The following is a 17,516-nucleotide window of genomic DNA, read 5'->3' on the forward strand; positions in this document are numbered from 1 at the left end:
TGATCGGCACGGCCTTTTTCATCGCTCAGCAACGCCGACGCATGGTGCTCCTCCACCCAGCCTGTTAGAAGGCTTTACCGACGCCGCTCTCTTGCCCGATCGTCGTCGCGTTCCGTATCCTCGAGCACCGGGTTGTTTCGCGAACGCGCCGCGACGCAGCGGTGCATGGGTCGCGCATGCGGGTGAACCCGCAGTCCGGCAGCAACGCGCCGCAAACATACAGCGTGCGACGAATGCGACCGGCATGCGCGATCCGGGTGCCGTCCGAACGTCGCCCGCGCGCCGCGCCCGCTGCCTACGCGCTGCTTGAGCGCTGACTGCGCGCTGACTGCGCGCTGACTGCGCGATGCGTGGCGCGCAGTGGCGAAAAGCTTCCGCACCGATCGATCGGCAGCCATACTGTCTGTACAACCGATAAAACACAAAAGCCCAAGGAGACCGTCATGCCCACCTTGACCCAGTCGCTGCCGCCGTTGGCCACGGAGGTACGCGTATCGCATGCGGCGCCGCTACCGGCGCCCGCTACCGACGGCCTCTGGTTCGCATCCTATGCGCCGGGCGTGCCGCATGAAATCGACGTCACGCAGTACGCATCGATCGTGCAGCTCTTCGACGAATGCACGCAGAAATATCGCGAGCGCGTCGCGTACGTGAGCGTCGGCGCCAACCTCACTTACGGCGAACTCGCGCGCAAGGCGAATGCGTTCGCGAGCTGGCTGCAAAGCATCGGTGTGAAGCCGGGCGAGCGCGTCGCCATCATGTTGCCGAACACCTTCCAGTATCCGGTCGTGCTGTTCGGCAGTCTCAAGGCGGGCGCGGTGGTGGTCAACGTGAATCCGCTCTATACCGTGCGCGAACTCGCGCATCAGTTGAAGGACAGCGGTGCGCAGACCATCGTCGTGTTCGAGAACTTCGCGAAGACCGTCGAAGACGCGCTGCCGGGCTCGCGCGTACAGAACGTGGTGGTCACCGCGCTCGGCGACCTGCTCGCCGGCGGTCTGAACGTGAAGGGCCGCTGCATCAACGCGCTGATGAAGCACGTGAAAAAGATGGTGCCCGCGTACCGGCTGCCGCAAGCGATCCGTCTGCGCGACGCGCTCGCGACCGGTGCGCGCCGCGCGCCCACGCCGACACCGGTGAACCCGACCGACATCGCGTTCCTGCAGTACACGGGCGGCACCACCGGCGTCGCGAAAGGTGCGATGCTCACGCACCGCAACATCATCGCGAATGTGCTGCAGGCGAAGGCGTGGTCGGAAAGCGAATTGTCCGGCGACATCGAAACCGTGCTCACGCCCTTGCCGCTTTATCACATCTACTCGCTCACGTTGAACGCGATGATCTTCATGCTGCTCGGCGGCCGCAATATTCTGATTGCGAACCCACGCGACACGCAGCGCGTGATGAAGGTGATCCGTCACGAAACTTTCACGGGCATCACGGCCGTCAATACGCTATACAACGCCTTTCTCGACAACGACGCATTCTGCAAGCGCGACTTCTCGAAGCTCAAGCTCGCGATGGCGGGCGGCATGGCGATGCAGAAGGCGGTCGCCGAGCGCTTCAAGGCGGTGACCGGCAAACCGGTCGTCGAAGGTTACGGACTCACCGAGTGTTCGCCGATCGTCACGATGAATCCGGTCAACCTGAAGCACTTGCGCGACTTCGACGGCTCGATCGGTCTGCCCGCGCCGTCGACCATCGTGCGTTTTCGCAAGGACGATGGCAGTTGGGCGGGTATAGATGAGCCGGGCGAATTGTGCGTGAAGGGTCCGCAAGTGATGAAAGGTTACTGGAACCGTCCGGACGAAACCGCGAAGGTGCTCGACGATGCCGGCTGGCTCGCCACCGGCGACGTCGGCGTGATGAACGAACACGGTTATATCCGCTTGATCGACCGCAAGAAGGACATGATTCTCGTCTCCGGCTTCAACGTTTACCCGAACGAAATCGAAGACGTGATCGCGATGCATCCGGATGTGCGCGAGGTCGCGGCGATCGGTGTGCCCGACGCGCTGCAGGGCGAACGCGTGAAGGTGTTTGTCGTGCCGCGCAACCGTGCGTTGACCGAAGCGCAGATAATCGAACACTGCCGCAAGAACCTGACGGGCTACAAGGTGCCGAAGCTCGTCGAGTTTCGCGACGCGCTGCCGCAAACCAATGTCGGCAAGATTCTGCGGCGCGAGTTGCGCGATCAGGAACTCGCCAGGCAAAAACCTGCCTGATACTACGTATGTGCGGCGCACGTGGCCGTCACCAATCCAGCCCCCGGTTCATGAGGGAGTCCATTGATGCCGCACCCGCCACCGACGAATCCGACTCGCCGCGCACCGCTCATGCGCGCGCTTGTCCGGCTCGCCTGTATGGCGGCATGCGCAGTGGCCGCCGCCGCAATCGCCGAGGAAAACGGCGCGCCGGCGGCGAGCGCGACGCTCGAGCCGGCGCCTTCCGTGGCGCCTTCAGTAACACCTTCCGTGACACCTTCCGCAGCGGCCTCATCGGCAGCATCGAACAGCACAGCCGTTGCTAATGGATCGGGCGGCGCGGCGAGCACGCCCCGAACCGACGTCGCCGCACCCAAGGTTCCACCGAACGAAGCCGCGAAGCTCAAACCCGACGAGCAGGTGCGATGGCTGCGCCAGGCCGCGCAAAGCGGCCTGCTCGAAAAGCTCGACGATGCGGAGCTCACTACGCTCTTCCAGTCGCTCGACGCGCTGACGGTTCCACGCTACGTGCAGGACGGCCCGAACGGTTATCCGTCGTATGAGTTCACGATGATTCGCCAGGAGCGCATTCGCGGCGTGTGGCCGAGCCGGCCCGACCATATGCTGGTGCGCGTCACGCGCTACCCGCTGCGGATCTACGCGAAATGGCTGCCCGACGGCGCACACGCGGGACAAGAAATCATCTATGACGAGACCCGCCGCAGCGACGAAATGTACGGCCATCTCGGCGGTATCCTGAATATCCTGCCGGTGTGGGCATCGCTGAACGGCGCGCTGGCGCGCACGCAATCGAATCACCAGGTCAGCGATCTCGGCACCGAATACATCGCGCGGCAGTTTCTGTCGGAAGGCGAAAAATATGCGCAGGCGGGCGTCACGCGGCCCACGCGCATCGAGGTCAAGACGCTCGAAGGCGTGCGCGTCGTCGCGTTCACGTACGAGACGAGCACCGGCATGCCGCAGTTCTATGCGAAGAAGGAAACGCTCGGCCTCGATCTGCGGCATCCGTACTTTCGCACCGTCGAATCCTACGACAACGACGGACGCATTTTCGAGCGCATCGTCTTCCAGACGATCGCGCCGAAAACCTTCGACGACGAAACGTTTGATCCGAAGAACCCCGCATACCGCTTCTGAACCCGGATGCGCGGCACGCTTGCCGGCGGCCCCGTCACCTCACACAGACATCACGAAGGACACCGGCGCGTCCGCATGCGGCCGGCTCGCGTCGGTTGCGGCCGCAACGAGCCGGCCCGGGCGCGACGCAAGACGCGTCAGCACGAAGAAATCCGACGCGCGGGTGAAGCCGATCAGCACCGCCGGCGCATGCGCAAGCCGTGGCGCAAGCGTCATGTGCCACAACGTGCCGATGTCGTCACCGCTGTCGAAGATCGGCATGCGCAGCCGCAGCGCCTCGTCGGCGAAGGCGCCGGCTTGCGCCAGCGCCGCATCGAATATCGCGAGCGTTTCGCGCGAGCGCGCCGGGCCGGACGGCGCCGCACGATCCGCCGCAACACAGACGCCGGCCAGCCACGCCGGCATTCGCATGCCGCCCGAATACCACGCGCCAGCCGCAACGAAGGTGCGCCGGTTCATCGCCCGCTCCTTGCCGCGCGAGCGCGGCGTACGCAAGCCATCATGTATAGCCCCGCTTGTCGCGCCACGCGCGCGGCCAGATGCCCTGCTTGCCCGGCGACAGAATCCCGGCCGGGTCGAGCGCGTCCTTCACCGTTTCCGACAGGCGCAGCAACGCGCCTTCGTTGAAGCTGTACTGCGCGGCCGCATAGTCCATATGCACCAGATGCGAGCGGTATTCGCCATAGCCCGCCGCGCGAATATCGCTCATCAGCGCGCGTATCAGGTCGCCGGCCCGTTCGCTTTGCGGCGCGTCGTCGCGATTGAAAATTGCCGCGAAAATATGATGCAGATGCCGCACGCCGGCGGTAAAGCCGCCGTAGTAGTCGAAGCCGAACGAGGCGGCGCGCCCCTTCACCATCATGTATTGACGCAACGCATCGCGGCCGCTCGCCGGGCAGATCGGCGAGAAGTCGATATGCGCGCCGGTGCCGCCGCGCCAGTCGAGCATGCGAAACGCGGTCATCGCGGGAATGCCCGCGAGATTGCGGTCGCCGCCGCCGGTCGGCTGCGCATCGCCGGTGTACGTTTTCGCGGACATCGACGCATGCGGGATGCGGGCGAACGCGCGCTCGACAATCGCCTGCCGCGCATCGATCAGCTCGGGCGCGCCGTATAGCGCGTAGTGCAGATTCCAGCGGCCGACGTCGAGCTTCTTCAGCATCGCGTCGATCGCGCCGTCGGGCATCGCGCCGTCGCCGTCGTACCACTGCGAACGCGGCGACAGACCCGCCGCACGGCGCAGGCCGCCTTCGATCACCGCGTGATTGGTGATGGTGCCGTCGAGCCGCAACGGCCGCAGGATATCGACGATCGCTTCGAGATCGCGCTCGTCGTGAAACTGGATCTCGCCGAGCCGATACGCGGGCGGCGCGGGCATCAGCCACAGGCCCATCTTCGTGACGATCCCGTAGTTCGACTGCATGAACATCGGATCGAACGAGGGCCCGTAGCCCGGCCGGTACACCTGCCACGACGTGCCGATCTCGATGCCGCCCATGCCGGTGCGCACCACGTCGCCGTTCGCGAGCACCACTTCCATCCCGCACTGCGTCGCCGCGTGGTCGCCGTACGCGGTGTAGCCGAAGCCGCGCTCGAGCGTATTGCCGACCACGCTGCCCCAGCCGGCGGCCGGCGGATCGACCCATAGCTTGTGGCCGTGCTCGCGCAGATAGTTGTAGAGATCGAAGTAGCTGACGCCCGGTTCGACGAGCGCATACGCGAGCGTCTCGTCGACCGCGAGCACGCGGTTCATGCGCTGCAGGTCCACCACGACCGAACCCGCCAGACGCGGCGCGGCGCCGCCGTATGCATAGTTGCGGCCGGTCGATACCGTCCACAGCGGAATGCGGGATTCGTTCGCGACCCGCAGGATCGCCTGGATCTCTTCGACCGATGCCGGCAGCAACGCGGCCGACGGCACGCACGCATCGCCCGCCGGTCCGGGCGCGAACGGATCGAGATACGGCGTGAGCGCCGCGCCATCGAGCACGTGCTCGCTGCCGACGATCGACTGCCAGCGCGTGAGCGCGCGGTCGAACTGCGCCGTCGTCACGCCCGGCGGCAGGATGCGGATCGCGGGCGGCATCATGCGAACGTCTCCGCGCGCCGCTTGCCCTGCGCCGGTACAACCGCGCATCCCGCTACGCGCCGCGCGGACCCGCCACGCTCGCTAGCGGTGACCGCCCCCTCCGCCGTGAAAACCCCCTCCGCCGCCGCGAAAGCCGCCGTGGAAGTTGCCACCGAATCCACCGCGGAAACCGCCGCGGAAATCGCCGTGAAAACCGGCATGGCCGTAGTGGAACGGACGCCCGATATGGACATGATTGATGTGATGGAAATGATGAAACCGGTCGACGAACACGAACGACGCACCGAACCCGAACGCGAACGGCGGCCCCCACCACGGATCATACGGATACCACGGATACGGACCATAGCCATACCCATAGTACGGATCGTACGGCGGCGGATACACGACGCCGCCATTGTCGTCCGCTTCCTGCTGCTGGATGCGCCACGTGCCATCCGGCTGACGGCAGGCGATGCCTCGGATCGGCTGCTGCTGGCCGTCGATATCGGCATCGCCGCTGACCTCGCGGCACTCCTGCGCGGCCTCCTGGCCCGGTACGGCCCCGCCACCCTGGTCGGCCTGCTCAGCCGGCTGCGCGAATTGCTGCGCGTACTGCTGATCGCCGAGCAATGCGTGCTGCGCGTTGCCCGACGGCGCTTCGTTGTCATTTTGAGGGAGCTCGTCCGGTTGCGCGCCGTCCTGTTGCGCAGTCTGCTGCAGATCGGCCGGCGCGCTGACCACCGGCGGCTCGGGTTCGTCGGCCATCGCGGGCGGCCCGCCCGCCAGTACGCTGCCGACACAAACAAAAAACGCTGCTGCAAGTCCGAAAGTAGTGCGCATCGTCATCCCGCCTCGACGGTCCGGCAGGTTCGACACAAATGCGTGTCGACGCCGTGAAGACCCCATCGATTCGCCTGCGTGACCCGTTATTGTGCGGGTGCGTCAATGCACCGCACGACAGGCCTGCATCTATCTAAACGACATGATGCGCGCTGCTATTCCGCTGCGTACGGGTCGCGGCGGCAGATCTTCGTTACCTGGTATTTCCGTACGCGATGTGTTATTGCCACGCTTCCGGACGGCCGCCCAATGCGCTGCATACATCGATTGCGATGGTGCGCAGCTTGCCCTCGGCAATCGGACCGGACAGCGCATAGCCCATGCCGTCGTTGACCCAGTAGAAGGTGCGGCGGTTGCCGTCACGGAACAGGCGAAACGCGGTCTCGTCCTTCGGCACGCCGGTCACATATAGCGTCAGACGGCCGCCGGTCGGATTCTCGTACATGAATTGCGCGGCCGGCCCCGCTTCGCCGGGCAGCAGCCGGCCGCCGACCAGCGAGTAACCGTACTCCTGCAGCGACGGCACCGACAGCTGCCGGTTCAGGCGCTTCGATAACCAGTTGATCAGATGTTCTTCTTCGGCCGCGGCGACCTCGACCGGATGACGCCGCTCCGGCGTATAGACCGCATACGCGATATCCGCGCGGCGCGCGAACGACATCGTGTCGCCGCCCGTCAGGCGCGGCACGAGCGGCCCGAGCGCGAGCGCCAGTCCCGCGCCGGCGACCAGCCAGCAGGCCGCGAGCACCGCCTTGCGCCACCACGGCGTGCGCGCATGCAGGACCACGAATTGCGAATCGTCGCGCACGGTCGCGCCGCACAGCGCCCGCAGCGCGGCCTTCTGCGCGCGCCACGCGGCCACCTGCGCCGCCGCCTGCTCGTCATGCGCGAGATGCTCGCGCACCGCGGCCGTCTCGTTCTCGCTCAACTCGTCGTCGACGAACGCTGACAGCATGCGCAGGTTCGGCGCGGATTCAGGATAGCGGGCGTCGTTGTTCATGAAGAATTTCTCACTACTTTCAGCGACGGAGATTTATGACCATTTTCCTGCGGGTTTTGCTGCGGGGTTTGCTGATCCGGACCCCCGCTCAACCATAGCCGCATCTGTTCGCGCGCACGCGACAGGCGCGACATGATGGTGCCGACCGGCACGCCGAGCGCACTCGACGCCTCCTGATAACTCAGCTCCTCGACGCAGACGAGCAGCATCACTTCACGCTGCTCGACGCTCAGACTGTAGAGGGCACGCTGCACGTCGCGCAGCACCAACCCGTCGACCTCGCCGTGCGGCGCCTCGAGGTTGCGCCATGGCGCGCTTTCCTCGTCGACCGCGACCTCGCGGCGCACGCGCAGCTGATCGATATACAGATGCCGGAGAATCGTCAGCAGCCAGGCGCGCAAGTTGCTGTTCGGCCGAAATGCCGACCAGCGGGCGAGCGCACGCTCGGCCGTATCCTGAACCAGATCGTCCGCCCAAGCGTGATCCCCCGTCAGCGCGCGCGCATAGCGGCGCAACTGCGGGAGCCAGGACACCACCTCCGCTTCGAAACTCACCCGGCCGGCAGAACGCGTTGCCTGCGGATCAATATCCGCCGGAGCTGCTGCTACTGCCGCCGCTGCTCGCGCCGCCGCTGCCGCTCATGTCGCCGCAAGCGGTCACTGTAAGCGCCGTCGCGCCGAGCGCGACCAGCACACAGACGGTTCTGACGAGTCGTGTCATCTTCATGAGCTTTACTCCTTGAGGTGGGGCTATGAGGGATATGGGCCTTGCGGCCCGGACGGGTAACGGGGTATTCGTCGAACATGAAAACGAACTGCACGTGAACAAAACGAGATCCGCGCGAGGTTTATTCCGTCCCCACCGACGGTTTTTCAAAGTTATGCCATATCGCGTTCCAGCGCCGCCAATCCGCGCGATCCTGAAGATGACGAAGCATCCCCTCGCGCCAGTACGCGCGGCCTCTGCGGCCCAAATGCAAAGATTCGTAACGCAACGTTACACATCGTATTTAACGGATGCTTCCGCGCGCGCAAGCCGTTATAGTGGGCGTCAGGTTCGCCGTTCAGCACGCGTATGCGCCGACCCATGTAGAATCCCGGCGAACAAACGTACTTCCACCCATACTCGTCCATGCCTTCCGCAGAATCGCATCCGCAAAACGACTTCATGAACGCTGCGCGCAAAGAACGAAAGCGCGTCGAAATTTACCTCGTCAATGGTATCCGTCTGACGGGGTGCATCGAGTCGTTCGATCAGTACCTGGTGATGCTGCGCACGCCTGTCGGGCTGCAGGGCATCTACAAGCGCGCCATCTCGACCATCCAGCTCGACACGGGCACACGTCCGGGGCCGCGCGCCGGCCGCCCGTCGCACGGCGAACACACATCGCGCGGGCCGCATGGTACACACGGGTCGCATCGCGAACCGCGCGAGCCCCGTGAACCGCGTGAACCACGCGAGTCGTACGGCGCGGCGCCGGGCGCGCCCGAGCGTTCCGGCAGCGACGCGCCGGTCGTCGTGACGCGCCGGCGGCGCCTGTTCGGCACCGGCGCCGGCGATAACCACGGGCACGGCAACAACAGCAATCCCAACCCCAACCACGGCGGCTCAGGCGACGACGAGTAACCGCGGGAGTAACCGGTTCAACGACAAAGGGCGGGCAGTTGACCGCCCTTTGTCCTATCTGCAGCCAGGCTCGCCCGCGGCATGTGTCGTCCGGATGCGCTGCTGCGATGCGCATCCGCTCTGCCCCGGCCTTGCTGGTTGGCTGGTTGCTCGAGACGCTAGTTGTCAGGGCCGGGGCCGACCAGCCGCTTCAACATCCGATCGATCCGCATGCCTTGTTGCTGCGTCAGCTGATAGCCGCTCTGCAAGGCCATGACGCGGCGCTGCCAATATCGTGCGTCGAGGATATCCAGCATCGGCTGCTGCGTCGCCCATTCCAGATGTTCCAGTTCCGCATCCACCACGTGTGACGCATTGCGTCGCGGCGTGCGACCGGATCCGTTCGTCTCCATCATTGCGTTGCCTCGTCGGTGCGCAGGCGAGCGGCCCGCAACGCGCGAGCCGTTATCGTGCGACCGAGCTGGAACGAACTTGCGCGCGCGAATATTCCATCGCTGGCCGCGCGGCTCACGCGACGGACTGCTGCTGCGGTATTCATGCGTTGCTTACCGGAACACGGCGACGGGGTGTGATGGCACGCTGAGAGGGCGATTGGCCGCGCTCCGGTGTCGCGGTGTCGCGGTGTCGCGGTGTCGCGGTGTCGCGGTGTCGCGGTGTCGCGGTGTCGCGGTGTCGCGGTGTCGCGGTGTCGCGGTGTCGCGGTGTCGCGGTGTCGCGGCAGCAGCATAGTGGTCCGCTGGAGGTCGAGGCATCGGCGCGCCAGATTAAGATTTGCCCTATGCCGATCGGCCGAATGTTGTCGCGCAAGGCTTTGCGCTATTCTGGTTGTTCGACAACGTCCGAGCGGAGAACGATATGTCCACGTCGAAGGCAAAAGCACAGCAGGCCGAGCTCACCGCGGAGCACCGCCTCGACGAAGCGCTCGAAGAAACGTTTCCGGCCAGCGACCCGATCGCGGTGGATACCGACAAACCGAACCGCACGCCCGCGAAGTCGGACGCCGATGCCGCAAAGCAGCCGGTGAAGCGCCCGCCGGCGCGCGCGAAGCATCACTGACCTGCTACCTCGCGCGCAATACCGAACCGTACGGCCTGCGCGCGAACGCCAACCGGCGCCCGGCGCGCGAATGGCCGCATGAGCAGATTTGAGGATTGTGTGGGCGAGCGCACCGCCCTCGCCGCGTCGAGCCCGAGCGGCACACGTCGAATCGCGCCGGATTGAATCGCGCCGCGTCGAATCGCGGCTTCGGAAAACGCCATCGAACGCACGGCATGCGCCGTAGCGGCCGCGGCACTTCACGCGCCGCGGCGCAAGCGAATCAGCGTATCGGCAAACCGCTGTCGAGTTGCCGCTGCAGTTCGCGAACCTGGCGCTGTGCATCGCGCAACTGCGCCTGCGCCTGCGACTTCTGCTGCTGCAGCGCAGTCGCTTCCGCACGGTTCTGCTGTTGCTGGTTGCTCACGATCACCTGCTGCTGGCGCGCGATCGTCAGGTCCGCCTGCAACCGGTTGGCCCGTTCCTGAGACAGCGCCACGAGCCGCTCGGTAAACGCCTTCTGCGCTTCAAGCCTGGTGCGCCGGATTTCGATATCCGACAGTTGCAGCGTCTGGCGAACGAAGTCGCGATAGATCATCTCGGCGCGCTGATCGTCCTGCGTCTTGATCACGCGCCAGAAGTTCTTCTGCTGGAAAAGCGCGACGTAATAGGTCATTTCCTTGCCGTAGAACAGCAGGCTCGCGCCATAGCTGCCGTTGTACGTCGTGCGCATTTCAGTGAGATCCGGGCCGTGGATCATCTGTTGCAGTTCCGCCACATTGCCGGTGGCCGACTGCTTCGCTTCGTCCGGTGTCAGCGCAATCGTTTGACCGGCCGCCGCAGACGATGCCGCCAGAATATCCGGCTGCGCCGCCGTGGCCGTTTCGCCAGCGGCACCGCTCGCTGCACTGTCCGACACCGCTTCTTGCGCCTGAGCGGCCTGCATTCCCCCGATCGCGATCACTACCGACAGTATGATCTGCCTGACTTTCGACTTCTGGTCCATGTAGTTCCTGCTTTGAACAGTTTTTGTTTTCACCCAATCGTCTCATTATTACTCACTTTCACGCGTTTCGGGTTCCTCGTCGAAAATTTGATACTTGCGCATCTTCTCCCACAGCACCTTGCGGCTGATGCCGAGATACTGCGCGCTATCCTGGCGCCGCCAGCCGTTCGCGTGCAATGCCGCCAGCACGCGGTTGCGTTCGTTCATATCCCACTTGCTGCGGTCCACCACCGTCTCGGCCGGGGCTTCAGCCGGCGTGGTTTGACCGTTGCGCGCGAGCGTCAGCAGGCGTTGCAGCCGCACCGCGTCCCACGCCCCGATCTGGCGCACCGTGACCCCGACGCGCTCGGCCAGATTCCGCAGTTCGCGAACATTGCCCGGAAAGTAGGTATCCGCCACCGCGTCGGCGAGCCAGTAGGGAATGTCGGGCAGCTGCGCGAGCCGTTCGGCGCCGATCGCCGACGCAATAAACGATTTGAAGATGGCGATCTTGTCCGCGGCGCCCCGCTCCTCGAGCGACGGGATGCGCAGCTCGATCACCGCGAGCCGGTAGTAGAGGTCCGCGCGGAAGGTGCCGTCCTTGACGAGCTTCTGCACATTCCGGTTGGTGGCCGCGACCAGCCGGAAGTCCACCTTGACCGGCGTCGCGGACCCGACCCGCGTCACCGCGCCATCCTCGAGCACGCGCAATAGCTTCACCTGCTGGAACAGCGGCAAGTCGCCGATCTCGTCGAGAAAAAGCGTGCCGCCGTCCGCCTGTTCGAAATAGCCTTTGTGCGTCGCGGCAGCGCCGGTGAACGAGCCTTTCGCGTGCCCGAAAAAGAGCGACTCGAACAGACCGTCCGGAATCGCGCCGCAGTTCACCGCGACGAACGGTCCGCCGCCGTAGCGCGAGTGCTTTTCGTGCAGCAGTTGCGCGATGCGCTCCTTGCCGACGCCGGTCTCGCCGTGCACCAGCACGCTCGTATCGCAATCGGCAAACGTATCCACTTCGTGCAGCAGCGCCTGCATGCATTCGGAACTCGCAATCAGCGCGGTCGGCGCGAGCGTCTGCGCGCTGTGCGCGCGCAGCTGCACCACCAGCTTGCTGACCATCCCGCGCAGTTCCGCACAGGTGAAATCGAGCGGCAGCACATGCGAGTATTCGGGCGGATACGTCGCGGGGTCGCTCTCGCGCGGCGCGGCGCCGACCCAGATCACCGGAATGCCGTGCGCGCTTTGCCAGTCGGTCGGCAGCATCGCGCCGGCGTCGATCGCGGACACGCTGATGATCGCCAGCGACGGCCGGGTGGCGAGGCGCTCCGGCGAAAGCGCGGTGCCGTCGGCACGGATCACCTCGACGTCGAAGCTCGCCATGCAGCGTGCGACGCGGTCGATGATGTCCGCTTTGCCCTCCCACACGTACAGGTCGACTTCATCGATTTTGGCTGGGGTTCTCATTGGCGAGGAGTCAGTTGACGAGTTGTGCTTCACCGCAGGAAAGCGCGATGTCATGAACGGTGGCGAGTCCGACCTGCACGCCGAGCGCCTGCAGCAGCGGCACGAGCAGCGTGTCGAGCTGGCTCAGCGCGGGCTTGAGCGCATCGACCGCGCCGTTCAGGATCGGCGCGAGCGCGACATAGATGCCGAGGTTGCCCAGTCGCACATTGACGCCGCCGACGCTCAGATACAGCGCGTTCGGCAGTTGCGTGATGACCTGCCCCAGCAGACCGGCGCTCGCGGAGCCGAGCGCGTTGGTATTGACCGACTGGTAGTCGTCGGCGTCGCCGGGCTGCGCGTTGAAGTTGAGCGTCGGCGGCGTCGCCCCGGCCGGCGACGACGCCCGCAGCGCGACCTGCACGCCAGCGGGCGGCGACGGATTGCCGAGCCCGACACCGAGCAGCGGGTAGCCCAGCACCGAGAGGCTTGCCACGCTTGCCGGCTGCGAACAGTTCACCGGCTGCGTCGTGTTCGACGGGTTCAGCACCGCGGCGTTACTGACGCACACGGCAGCCGCGCCCCATTGCACGCCGATCTTGCTGATGCTCGTCTGCCGCGCCCCGGTGCACTGCGTGCTCTGCAACGACGCGGTCGCATCGCCGACCTCGATGTAGAGCGGCAAATTCAGCACGCCGGCCGACACCAGTCCGAGCACGTTGAAGTTGCCGATCCTCAGGTTCACATACAGCCGCACCTGCGCCGCATGCGCGCTCGTACGCGCGACGCCGTTGGCATCGACGCCCGCTTCGCCGACCGCGATCACGGGCGGCTGGGTCACCACCAGCCGCGCGCTGACATTCGCGAGCGCCCCGAGGTTGAGGACCGGAGAAACGTCGATCGCGGACGTGCCGTTCGCGATCTGCGCCGCGGCCATCAGCATATCGAGCGCGCTGACCTGCGCGGACAGCGCGCCTTGCGGATCGGTGAGCCCGAGCGCGAACAGCCCGTTGCCCGACCCGCTGTTGCCGAGATTGAGCTTCAGACCGGCGGGCACCGTCGCTGCGATCGTCGCGAGCGCGCTCGTCACATCCGCGCTCGCGGTGCCGCTCGCGTCGAGTGCGCTCACCATCGCGTGCGCGAGATCGGCGACGCTCACGTTCATCTTCAGCAACTGGTCGATCGATCCGGCATTCAGCGCGGTCGCGAGGTCGCCGAGCTTGATCCGGGTCGACGCCAGATTCTGAAAGGTCAGCACGCCGAGCGACAGATTCGTTCCGAGCAGACTGTTCAGCAGGCCGTTGAGCACGCCGCCGGATAGCGTCGCGGTGCTGGTCGCGACCGCGAAGGTGCCGATGTTCACCGCCTTCGCCGTCGCGCTCGCGTGCACGGTGCGCGACGGCCCGAGGAACAGATACGGAATCTGCCTTGCGACGTCCACCTGGACCGCGTTCAACGGCGTGCCGTCCTCGTCGAAGACGGGCGCGCCGGCGGCCGGCGCATCCCAGCGGCCGCAGGTGACCGTGATCGTCGCATCGGGCTGCAGTCCGTTGCCGGTCGCATTCGCCTTCGCGGCATCGGTCGCGCCGCCGCAACCGGGCGCGCCGCCGATCGACTGCGCGCCCGCCGACGCGGCCATGTCGGCGGTGCGCTGCAACTGGCGGCGCGCGAGAAACACATTGCCGACATCGAGCGCGCCCAGCGCCGCGACGGCGACGGCCAGCCACAGCGCGGCGGTCACCGCGATCGCGCCGCGCTGCACGCGATGCGCGCGCGCACGCTGCATGGACTGAACCGGACGAACGGGATCGCGCATCTCAGTTCTGCGGGCCGCCGCCGTTCGTATAGTCGACATGCAGCTGATTGCCCGAGTAACCGCTGTCGATCGACGAGCCGAACGATGCGGGAATCTTCGTCCTGAACGAATCGAGATAGCGCTGATATGCGAGCGACGCTTCGGCGCCGAGCATCGGTTGCGGCGCGGCTGCGGCACGGCCGCTGCGCTGCAGGTCGAGCCAGCTCAGCGTCGCGTGACCGATTTCGCTTGCGGGCGGCGCGTCACTGGCATCTGCCGCCGGTTGGCTTACGGCGTCGACCGCATGCGGGTCCGCCGCCGCGCCCGTTTGCGTCTGTGCGACGGCGGCCTGAGCCACGCCGAACGCAAGCGCAACGGCGAGCACACCCTCGACACACGTGGCAAGAATCAGCGGACTGCCCCGTTTCACGTATTCCATCACGTTCCCCTCCCGAAAGAGCTGCATCACTGCGCAAAGCGCTGCAGCAGCGGCGGCGCCGGCTCGCGCGCGCTCGCCACCGGCTGCGCATGCCCGCCCGGCGCGGCGCGCGGCGTATGACTGGCCGCGCTCAGCACGAGCGCGGTTTCGTCGCGAATCCGCGCACGCACCGCGGGCGACAGCTTCTGTTCATTCATCAGCGCTTCGCCGCGTTTGCCCTGCCCGTCGGCGCCCAGATACAGCGCGACATTGGCGACGATCTTCGGATTGCCGCTATCGAGTTCCGCGGCCTTCAGCAACGGCACGCGCGCACCCGCGACGTCGCCGGCGCGCAGCCGGGCGTAGCCGAGATCGGATAGCGTCGCCGGATCGGTCGGCGCGAGTTGCGCCGCATGCTCGAGCTGCGACGACGCCTCGTCGAAATTGCCGCTCGCGCCCGCCAGCAGGCCGAGTCCGCGATACGCGCGCGCCGCGAGCGGCGTCGCCAGCAATTGCCGGTACGCGGCTGCGCTCGCCACCGGCTGATCGGTCGCACGCAATGCGTCGGCGCGCAGCAGGATGGAATCGGGCGTCGCGCCGTATTGGCGATCGAACGCATCGATATGCGCGAGCGACGCGTAATAGAGGCCTTGCGCCTGCATCCGGTCGATCAGCGCGAGATACATGCCGGGCGTGTCGGGCGCCGGATCGCGCTGCGTCTGCTGCAGCATCGCTTCGCGTTCAGCCTGCGGCCCGACGCCGTAACCCGCCGGATTGACCGAGCACGCGCCGCACAGCGCGCATGCGAACCACAGCAGCGAGCGGCGCGCCGCCGCGCCGAACACGGTCCCGATCGAACGGTTCATGATGCTTTTCCTTAGCGATGCCGAACATAAGTGTGTTGCGACAGCGAATGCAGGACCGCGAGCACGCCCGGTCCCGCGGTGACGATCAGCAGAGCCGGCAACAGCGTGACGACCATCACGCCGGTCATCTTCACGGTCAGGCGGCCGATCTTTTCGCGCAACAGCGCGCGGCGTCCGTCACGCAGCCGGTCGCCGAACTGCCTGAGCGGCTCCTGCACCGCGCCGCCGTGACGATCGACCTGGATCAGCAGCCGCACGACCGCGCGCAGGTCTTCGTTATCGAAGCTCGACGCGAGGCGCTGCAGCGACTGCTCGCGCGTGCGGCCCGCGGCGAACTGACGTTGCGCGATTTCCAGTTCGCTCGCGAGCACCGGCAGCATGCGTCGAAAGTCGTTGATCGTGACCTGCAGACTCTGATCGAGCGACAGGCCGACGCCCTGCAGCAGCCGCAACAGATCGACCAGCAACGGCAGCTCGTCGACCACCGCGTCGCGCCGCGCGGCCGCGCGGCGTCGCACGAGCAGCTTCGGCAGCATGAAGCCGGCCACCAGCGCGATCAGCACAAGCGCGAGGAAGCGCGTGCCGGCGATACGGCCTTCGGCACACGCGGCGGCGACGGCCGGCAACACGATCGCGCACGCGAGCCGTGCCACCAGAAAAAGGCCGCGCGCGCGTGCGTCGACAAAGCCGCATTGTTCAAGCAGACGCCGGTCTTCGTCCGCGACGATCAGGCGGCCAGGCGGCGTATCGAGCCAGCCGCCGCCGACGCGCGCCGCGCGATCGAGTACGCGCCGCAGGCGCGCGTGGCGCGACCGGCGAAGCGGTTGCGTCGGCATCGCGGCGTTCGCGGGTGCGCCGGGTGTGCCGGGTGCGACCGCCATCTTCGCCGTGCCTGCCGTTTGCGCGCCGGCGCCGGATGCCATACCGGCCGTGCCTGCCGGCCGCACGGCTGCACCGGATGCCGCACCGCCCATGCCTGTTGTTTGCACGGTCGCGCCGGATGTCACGCCGGCTGTGCCTGCCGACGCTGCGCTGCCGCGCCGCGCGCCGCTCATCGCATCATCCGCGACCGGCGCACCGCGTGCGGCATCCGCGCGGGACGCCATGCTCGTTGCGCCCGCAACGGTTTGCGCGGAGCGGCGTTCGAGCGCATCGGCGAGCGTGCGCTCGCTGCGGCGTGCGGACGCGATACGCGCCATCAGCGCGCCCGCGAGCAGCAGCATCGCCAGCGCGGCAAGCACGAGCGCGAGAACGGCGATCGAGTGTGGCGCCATCGTCAGTTCCTCAGCCGCACGAGCCGGTACAGCAGAAAAACGCCTGCCGCTTGCAGCCCGAACGCGAGATAGACGAGGCGCTGCCCGGTATCGTCATGCCACATCGACGCGAAGTAACGCGGATTCGACACGATCAGAAACGCGGCGATGCCGATCGGCAGCAGCGCAAGAACCCACGACGAAAGCCGCGTCTCCGCGGACATCGCCGACAGCTCCCGCTGCGCCTGTTCGAGATCGCGCATGAAGGCCGCCATCCGCTCGAGCATCGTGTCCGCGCGGCCGCCGTATTTGACCGACAGCCGCAGCACCGAACCGACCATTTCGAATTCGCTCACGCGATACAGCTCGCCGACATGCTGCAGCGCGCGGTCGATTTCAACGCCGGTGCGCAGCATCCGCGACACGTGATCGAGGCACTCGCGCAGCGGCGCTTCGGTGGTCTGCAACGCGGCCTGAAACGCGGCGGGTACGCTGTTGCCAAGCACCACGAGGCGCACGATGCCGTCGAGAAACGAAGGCAATTGCCGCACGATGCGCGCGCGCCGCGCGCGCGTGCGCCACGACACCAGCACGTACAGCGCGAGCGCGCACGCAACGAGCGCCGCGCCCGCGGCAGGCCATCCGCCGTATGCGCTGGCGAGCACGCCCAGCAGCAACGCGCACAGCACGCCGGCAAGCAGCAGCCAGCGCGCATGCGCAAGACCGGCCCGGTTCAACGTGTTGTGCAGCGCGCTTGCCGCACGTGCCTCGAGGGTGCGCCAGGATGTGCGCCACGCAGTCACGCCGCGTGCGGGCGCGGCGCCCGTT

Annotated in this window: 18 protein-coding genes; 4 read left to right on the top strand and 14 right to left on the bottom strand. The window is 66.5% G+C overall.

Annotated features, from left to right (window positions below):
- Positions 1-443: 443 nt before the first annotated feature.
- Together HV675_RS14510 and HV675_RS14515 are read left to right on the top strand one after the other, a co-directional pair.
- Positions 444-2,225, top strand: a complete 1,782-nt coding sequence (locus HV675_RS14510; protein ID WP_175111608.1) for an AMP-binding protein — start codon at positions 444-446, stop codon at positions 2,223-2,225.
- Between the two features lie 66 nt (positions 2,226-2,291).
- A complete protein-coding gene (locus HV675_RS14515; RefSeq protein WP_246270268.1) occupies positions 2,292-3,362 on the top strand; it encodes a DUF1571 domain-containing protein in 1,071 nt (356 codons plus the stop codon).
- A 39-nt stretch (positions 3,363-3,401) separates the two neighbouring features.
- Here the strand turns inward: HV675_RS14515 and HV675_RS14520 are convergent, their stop codons facing one another.
- The 6 genes from HV675_RS14520 to HV675_RS14545 form a co-directional block, all read right to left on the bottom strand.
- On the bottom strand, positions 3,402-3,821 hold the full coding sequence (locus HV675_RS14520) for a hypothetical protein (protein ID WP_175111609.1): 420 nt from the start codon (positions 3,819-3,821) through the stop codon (positions 3,402-3,404).
- Between the two features lie 40 nt (positions 3,822-3,861).
- The gene (locus HV675_RS14525) at positions 3,862-5,448 is read right to left on the bottom strand and encodes an FAD-binding oxidoreductase (protein WP_175111629.1); all 1,587 of its coding nucleotides are present in this window, start codon (positions 5,446-5,448) and stop codon (positions 3,862-3,864) included.
- A gap of 84 nt (positions 5,449-5,532) precedes the next feature.
- Complete coding sequence (locus tag HV675_RS14530) at positions 5,533-6,273, bottom strand: hypothetical protein (RefSeq protein WP_175111610.1); 741 nt, start codon at positions 6,271-6,273, stop codon at positions 5,533-5,535.
- Positions 6,274-6,493: 220 nt separating this feature from the next.
- The gene (locus HV675_RS14535; RefSeq protein ID WP_175111611.1) at positions 6,494-7,273 is read right to left on the bottom strand and encodes an anti-sigma factor family protein; all 780 of its coding nucleotides are present in this window, start codon (positions 7,271-7,273) and stop codon (positions 6,494-6,496) included.
- On the bottom strand, positions 7,270-7,827 hold the full coding sequence (locus HV675_RS14540) for an RNA polymerase sigma factor (RefSeq protein ID WP_175111612.1): 558 nt from the start codon (positions 7,825-7,827) through the stop codon (positions 7,270-7,272). Before HV675_RS14540 ends, HV675_RS14535 begins: the two co-directional genes overlap by 4 nt.
- 28 nt (positions 7,828-7,855) lie before the next feature.
- Positions 7,856-7,999, bottom strand: coding sequence for a hypothetical protein (locus tag HV675_RS14545; RefSeq protein ID WP_175111613.1), 144 nt, complete (start codon positions 7,997-7,999; stop codon positions 7,856-7,858).
- A gap of 405 nt (positions 8,000-8,404) precedes the next feature.
- Between HV675_RS14545 and hfq the strand changes: the two genes are divergently transcribed.
- Positions 8,405-8,899 carry an RNA chaperone Hfq gene (hfq, locus tag HV675_RS14550; protein WP_175111614.1) on the top strand — a complete coding sequence of 165 codons (495 nt, stop codon included), beginning with the start codon at positions 8,405-8,407 and terminating at the stop codon, positions 8,897-8,899.
- A 158-nt stretch (positions 8,900-9,057) separates the two neighbouring features.
- Here hfq and HV675_RS14555 read toward each other — a convergent pair whose 3' ends face one another.
- Positions 9,058-9,294, bottom strand: a complete 237-nt coding sequence (locus tag HV675_RS14555) for a hypothetical protein (RefSeq protein ID WP_377700644.1) — start codon at positions 9,292-9,294, stop codon at positions 9,058-9,060.
- A gap of 460 nt (positions 9,295-9,754) precedes the next feature.
- On the opposite strand from HV675_RS14555, the gene HV675_RS14560 reads away from it, so the two are divergent.
- The gene (locus HV675_RS14560; RefSeq protein WP_175111615.1) at positions 9,755-9,955 is read left to right on the top strand and encodes a hypothetical protein; all 201 of its coding nucleotides are present in this window, start codon (positions 9,755-9,757) and stop codon (positions 9,953-9,955) included.
- Between the two features lie 262 nt (positions 9,956-10,217).
- On the opposite strand, the gene HV675_RS14565 is transcribed toward HV675_RS14560, so the two are convergent.
- From HV675_RS14565 to HV675_RS14595, 7 genes are all read right to left on the bottom strand, one after another.
- Positions 10,218-10,940, bottom strand: coding sequence for a DUF2968 domain-containing protein (locus HV675_RS14565; protein WP_175111616.1), 723 nt, complete (start codon positions 10,938-10,940; stop codon positions 10,218-10,220).
- A gap of 48 nt (positions 10,941-10,988) precedes the next feature.
- A complete protein-coding gene (locus HV675_RS14570) occupies positions 10,989-12,380 on the bottom strand; it encodes a sigma 54-interacting transcriptional regulator (protein ID WP_175111617.1) in 1,392 nt (463 codons plus the stop codon).
- A gap of 10 nt (positions 12,381-12,390) precedes the next feature.
- Positions 12,391-14,172, bottom strand: coding sequence for a TadG family pilus assembly protein (locus HV675_RS14575; RefSeq protein WP_246270271.1), 1,782 nt, complete (start codon positions 14,170-14,172; stop codon positions 12,391-12,393).
- Between the two features lies 1 nt (position 14,173).
- Positions 14,174-14,590 carry a DUF3613 domain-containing protein gene (locus HV675_RS14580; RefSeq protein ID WP_175111618.1) on the bottom strand — a complete coding sequence of 139 codons (417 nt, stop codon included), beginning with the start codon at positions 14,588-14,590 and terminating at the stop codon, positions 14,174-14,176.
- Positions 14,591-14,616: 26 nt separating this feature from the next.
- Positions 14,617-15,435, bottom strand: coding sequence for a tetratricopeptide repeat protein (locus HV675_RS14585; RefSeq protein ID WP_246270272.1), 819 nt, complete (start codon positions 15,433-15,435; stop codon positions 14,617-14,619).
- A gap of 11 nt (positions 15,436-15,446) precedes the next feature.
- Positions 15,447-16,709, bottom strand: coding sequence for a type II secretion system F family protein (locus tag HV675_RS14590; RefSeq protein WP_175111619.1), 1,263 nt, complete (start codon positions 16,707-16,709; stop codon positions 15,447-15,449).
- Between the two features lie 2 nt (positions 16,710-16,711).
- The coding region (locus tag HV675_RS14595) for a type II secretion system F family protein (RefSeq protein WP_175111620.1) at positions 16,712-17,516 on the bottom strand (805 nt) is incomplete at its 5' end.

Source organism: Paraburkholderia solisilvae (genome assembly GCF_902859875.1).
In the GTDB taxonomy this organism is placed as follows: domain Bacteria; phylum Pseudomonadota; class Gammaproteobacteria; order Burkholderiales; family Burkholderiaceae; genus Paraburkholderia; species Paraburkholderia solisilvae.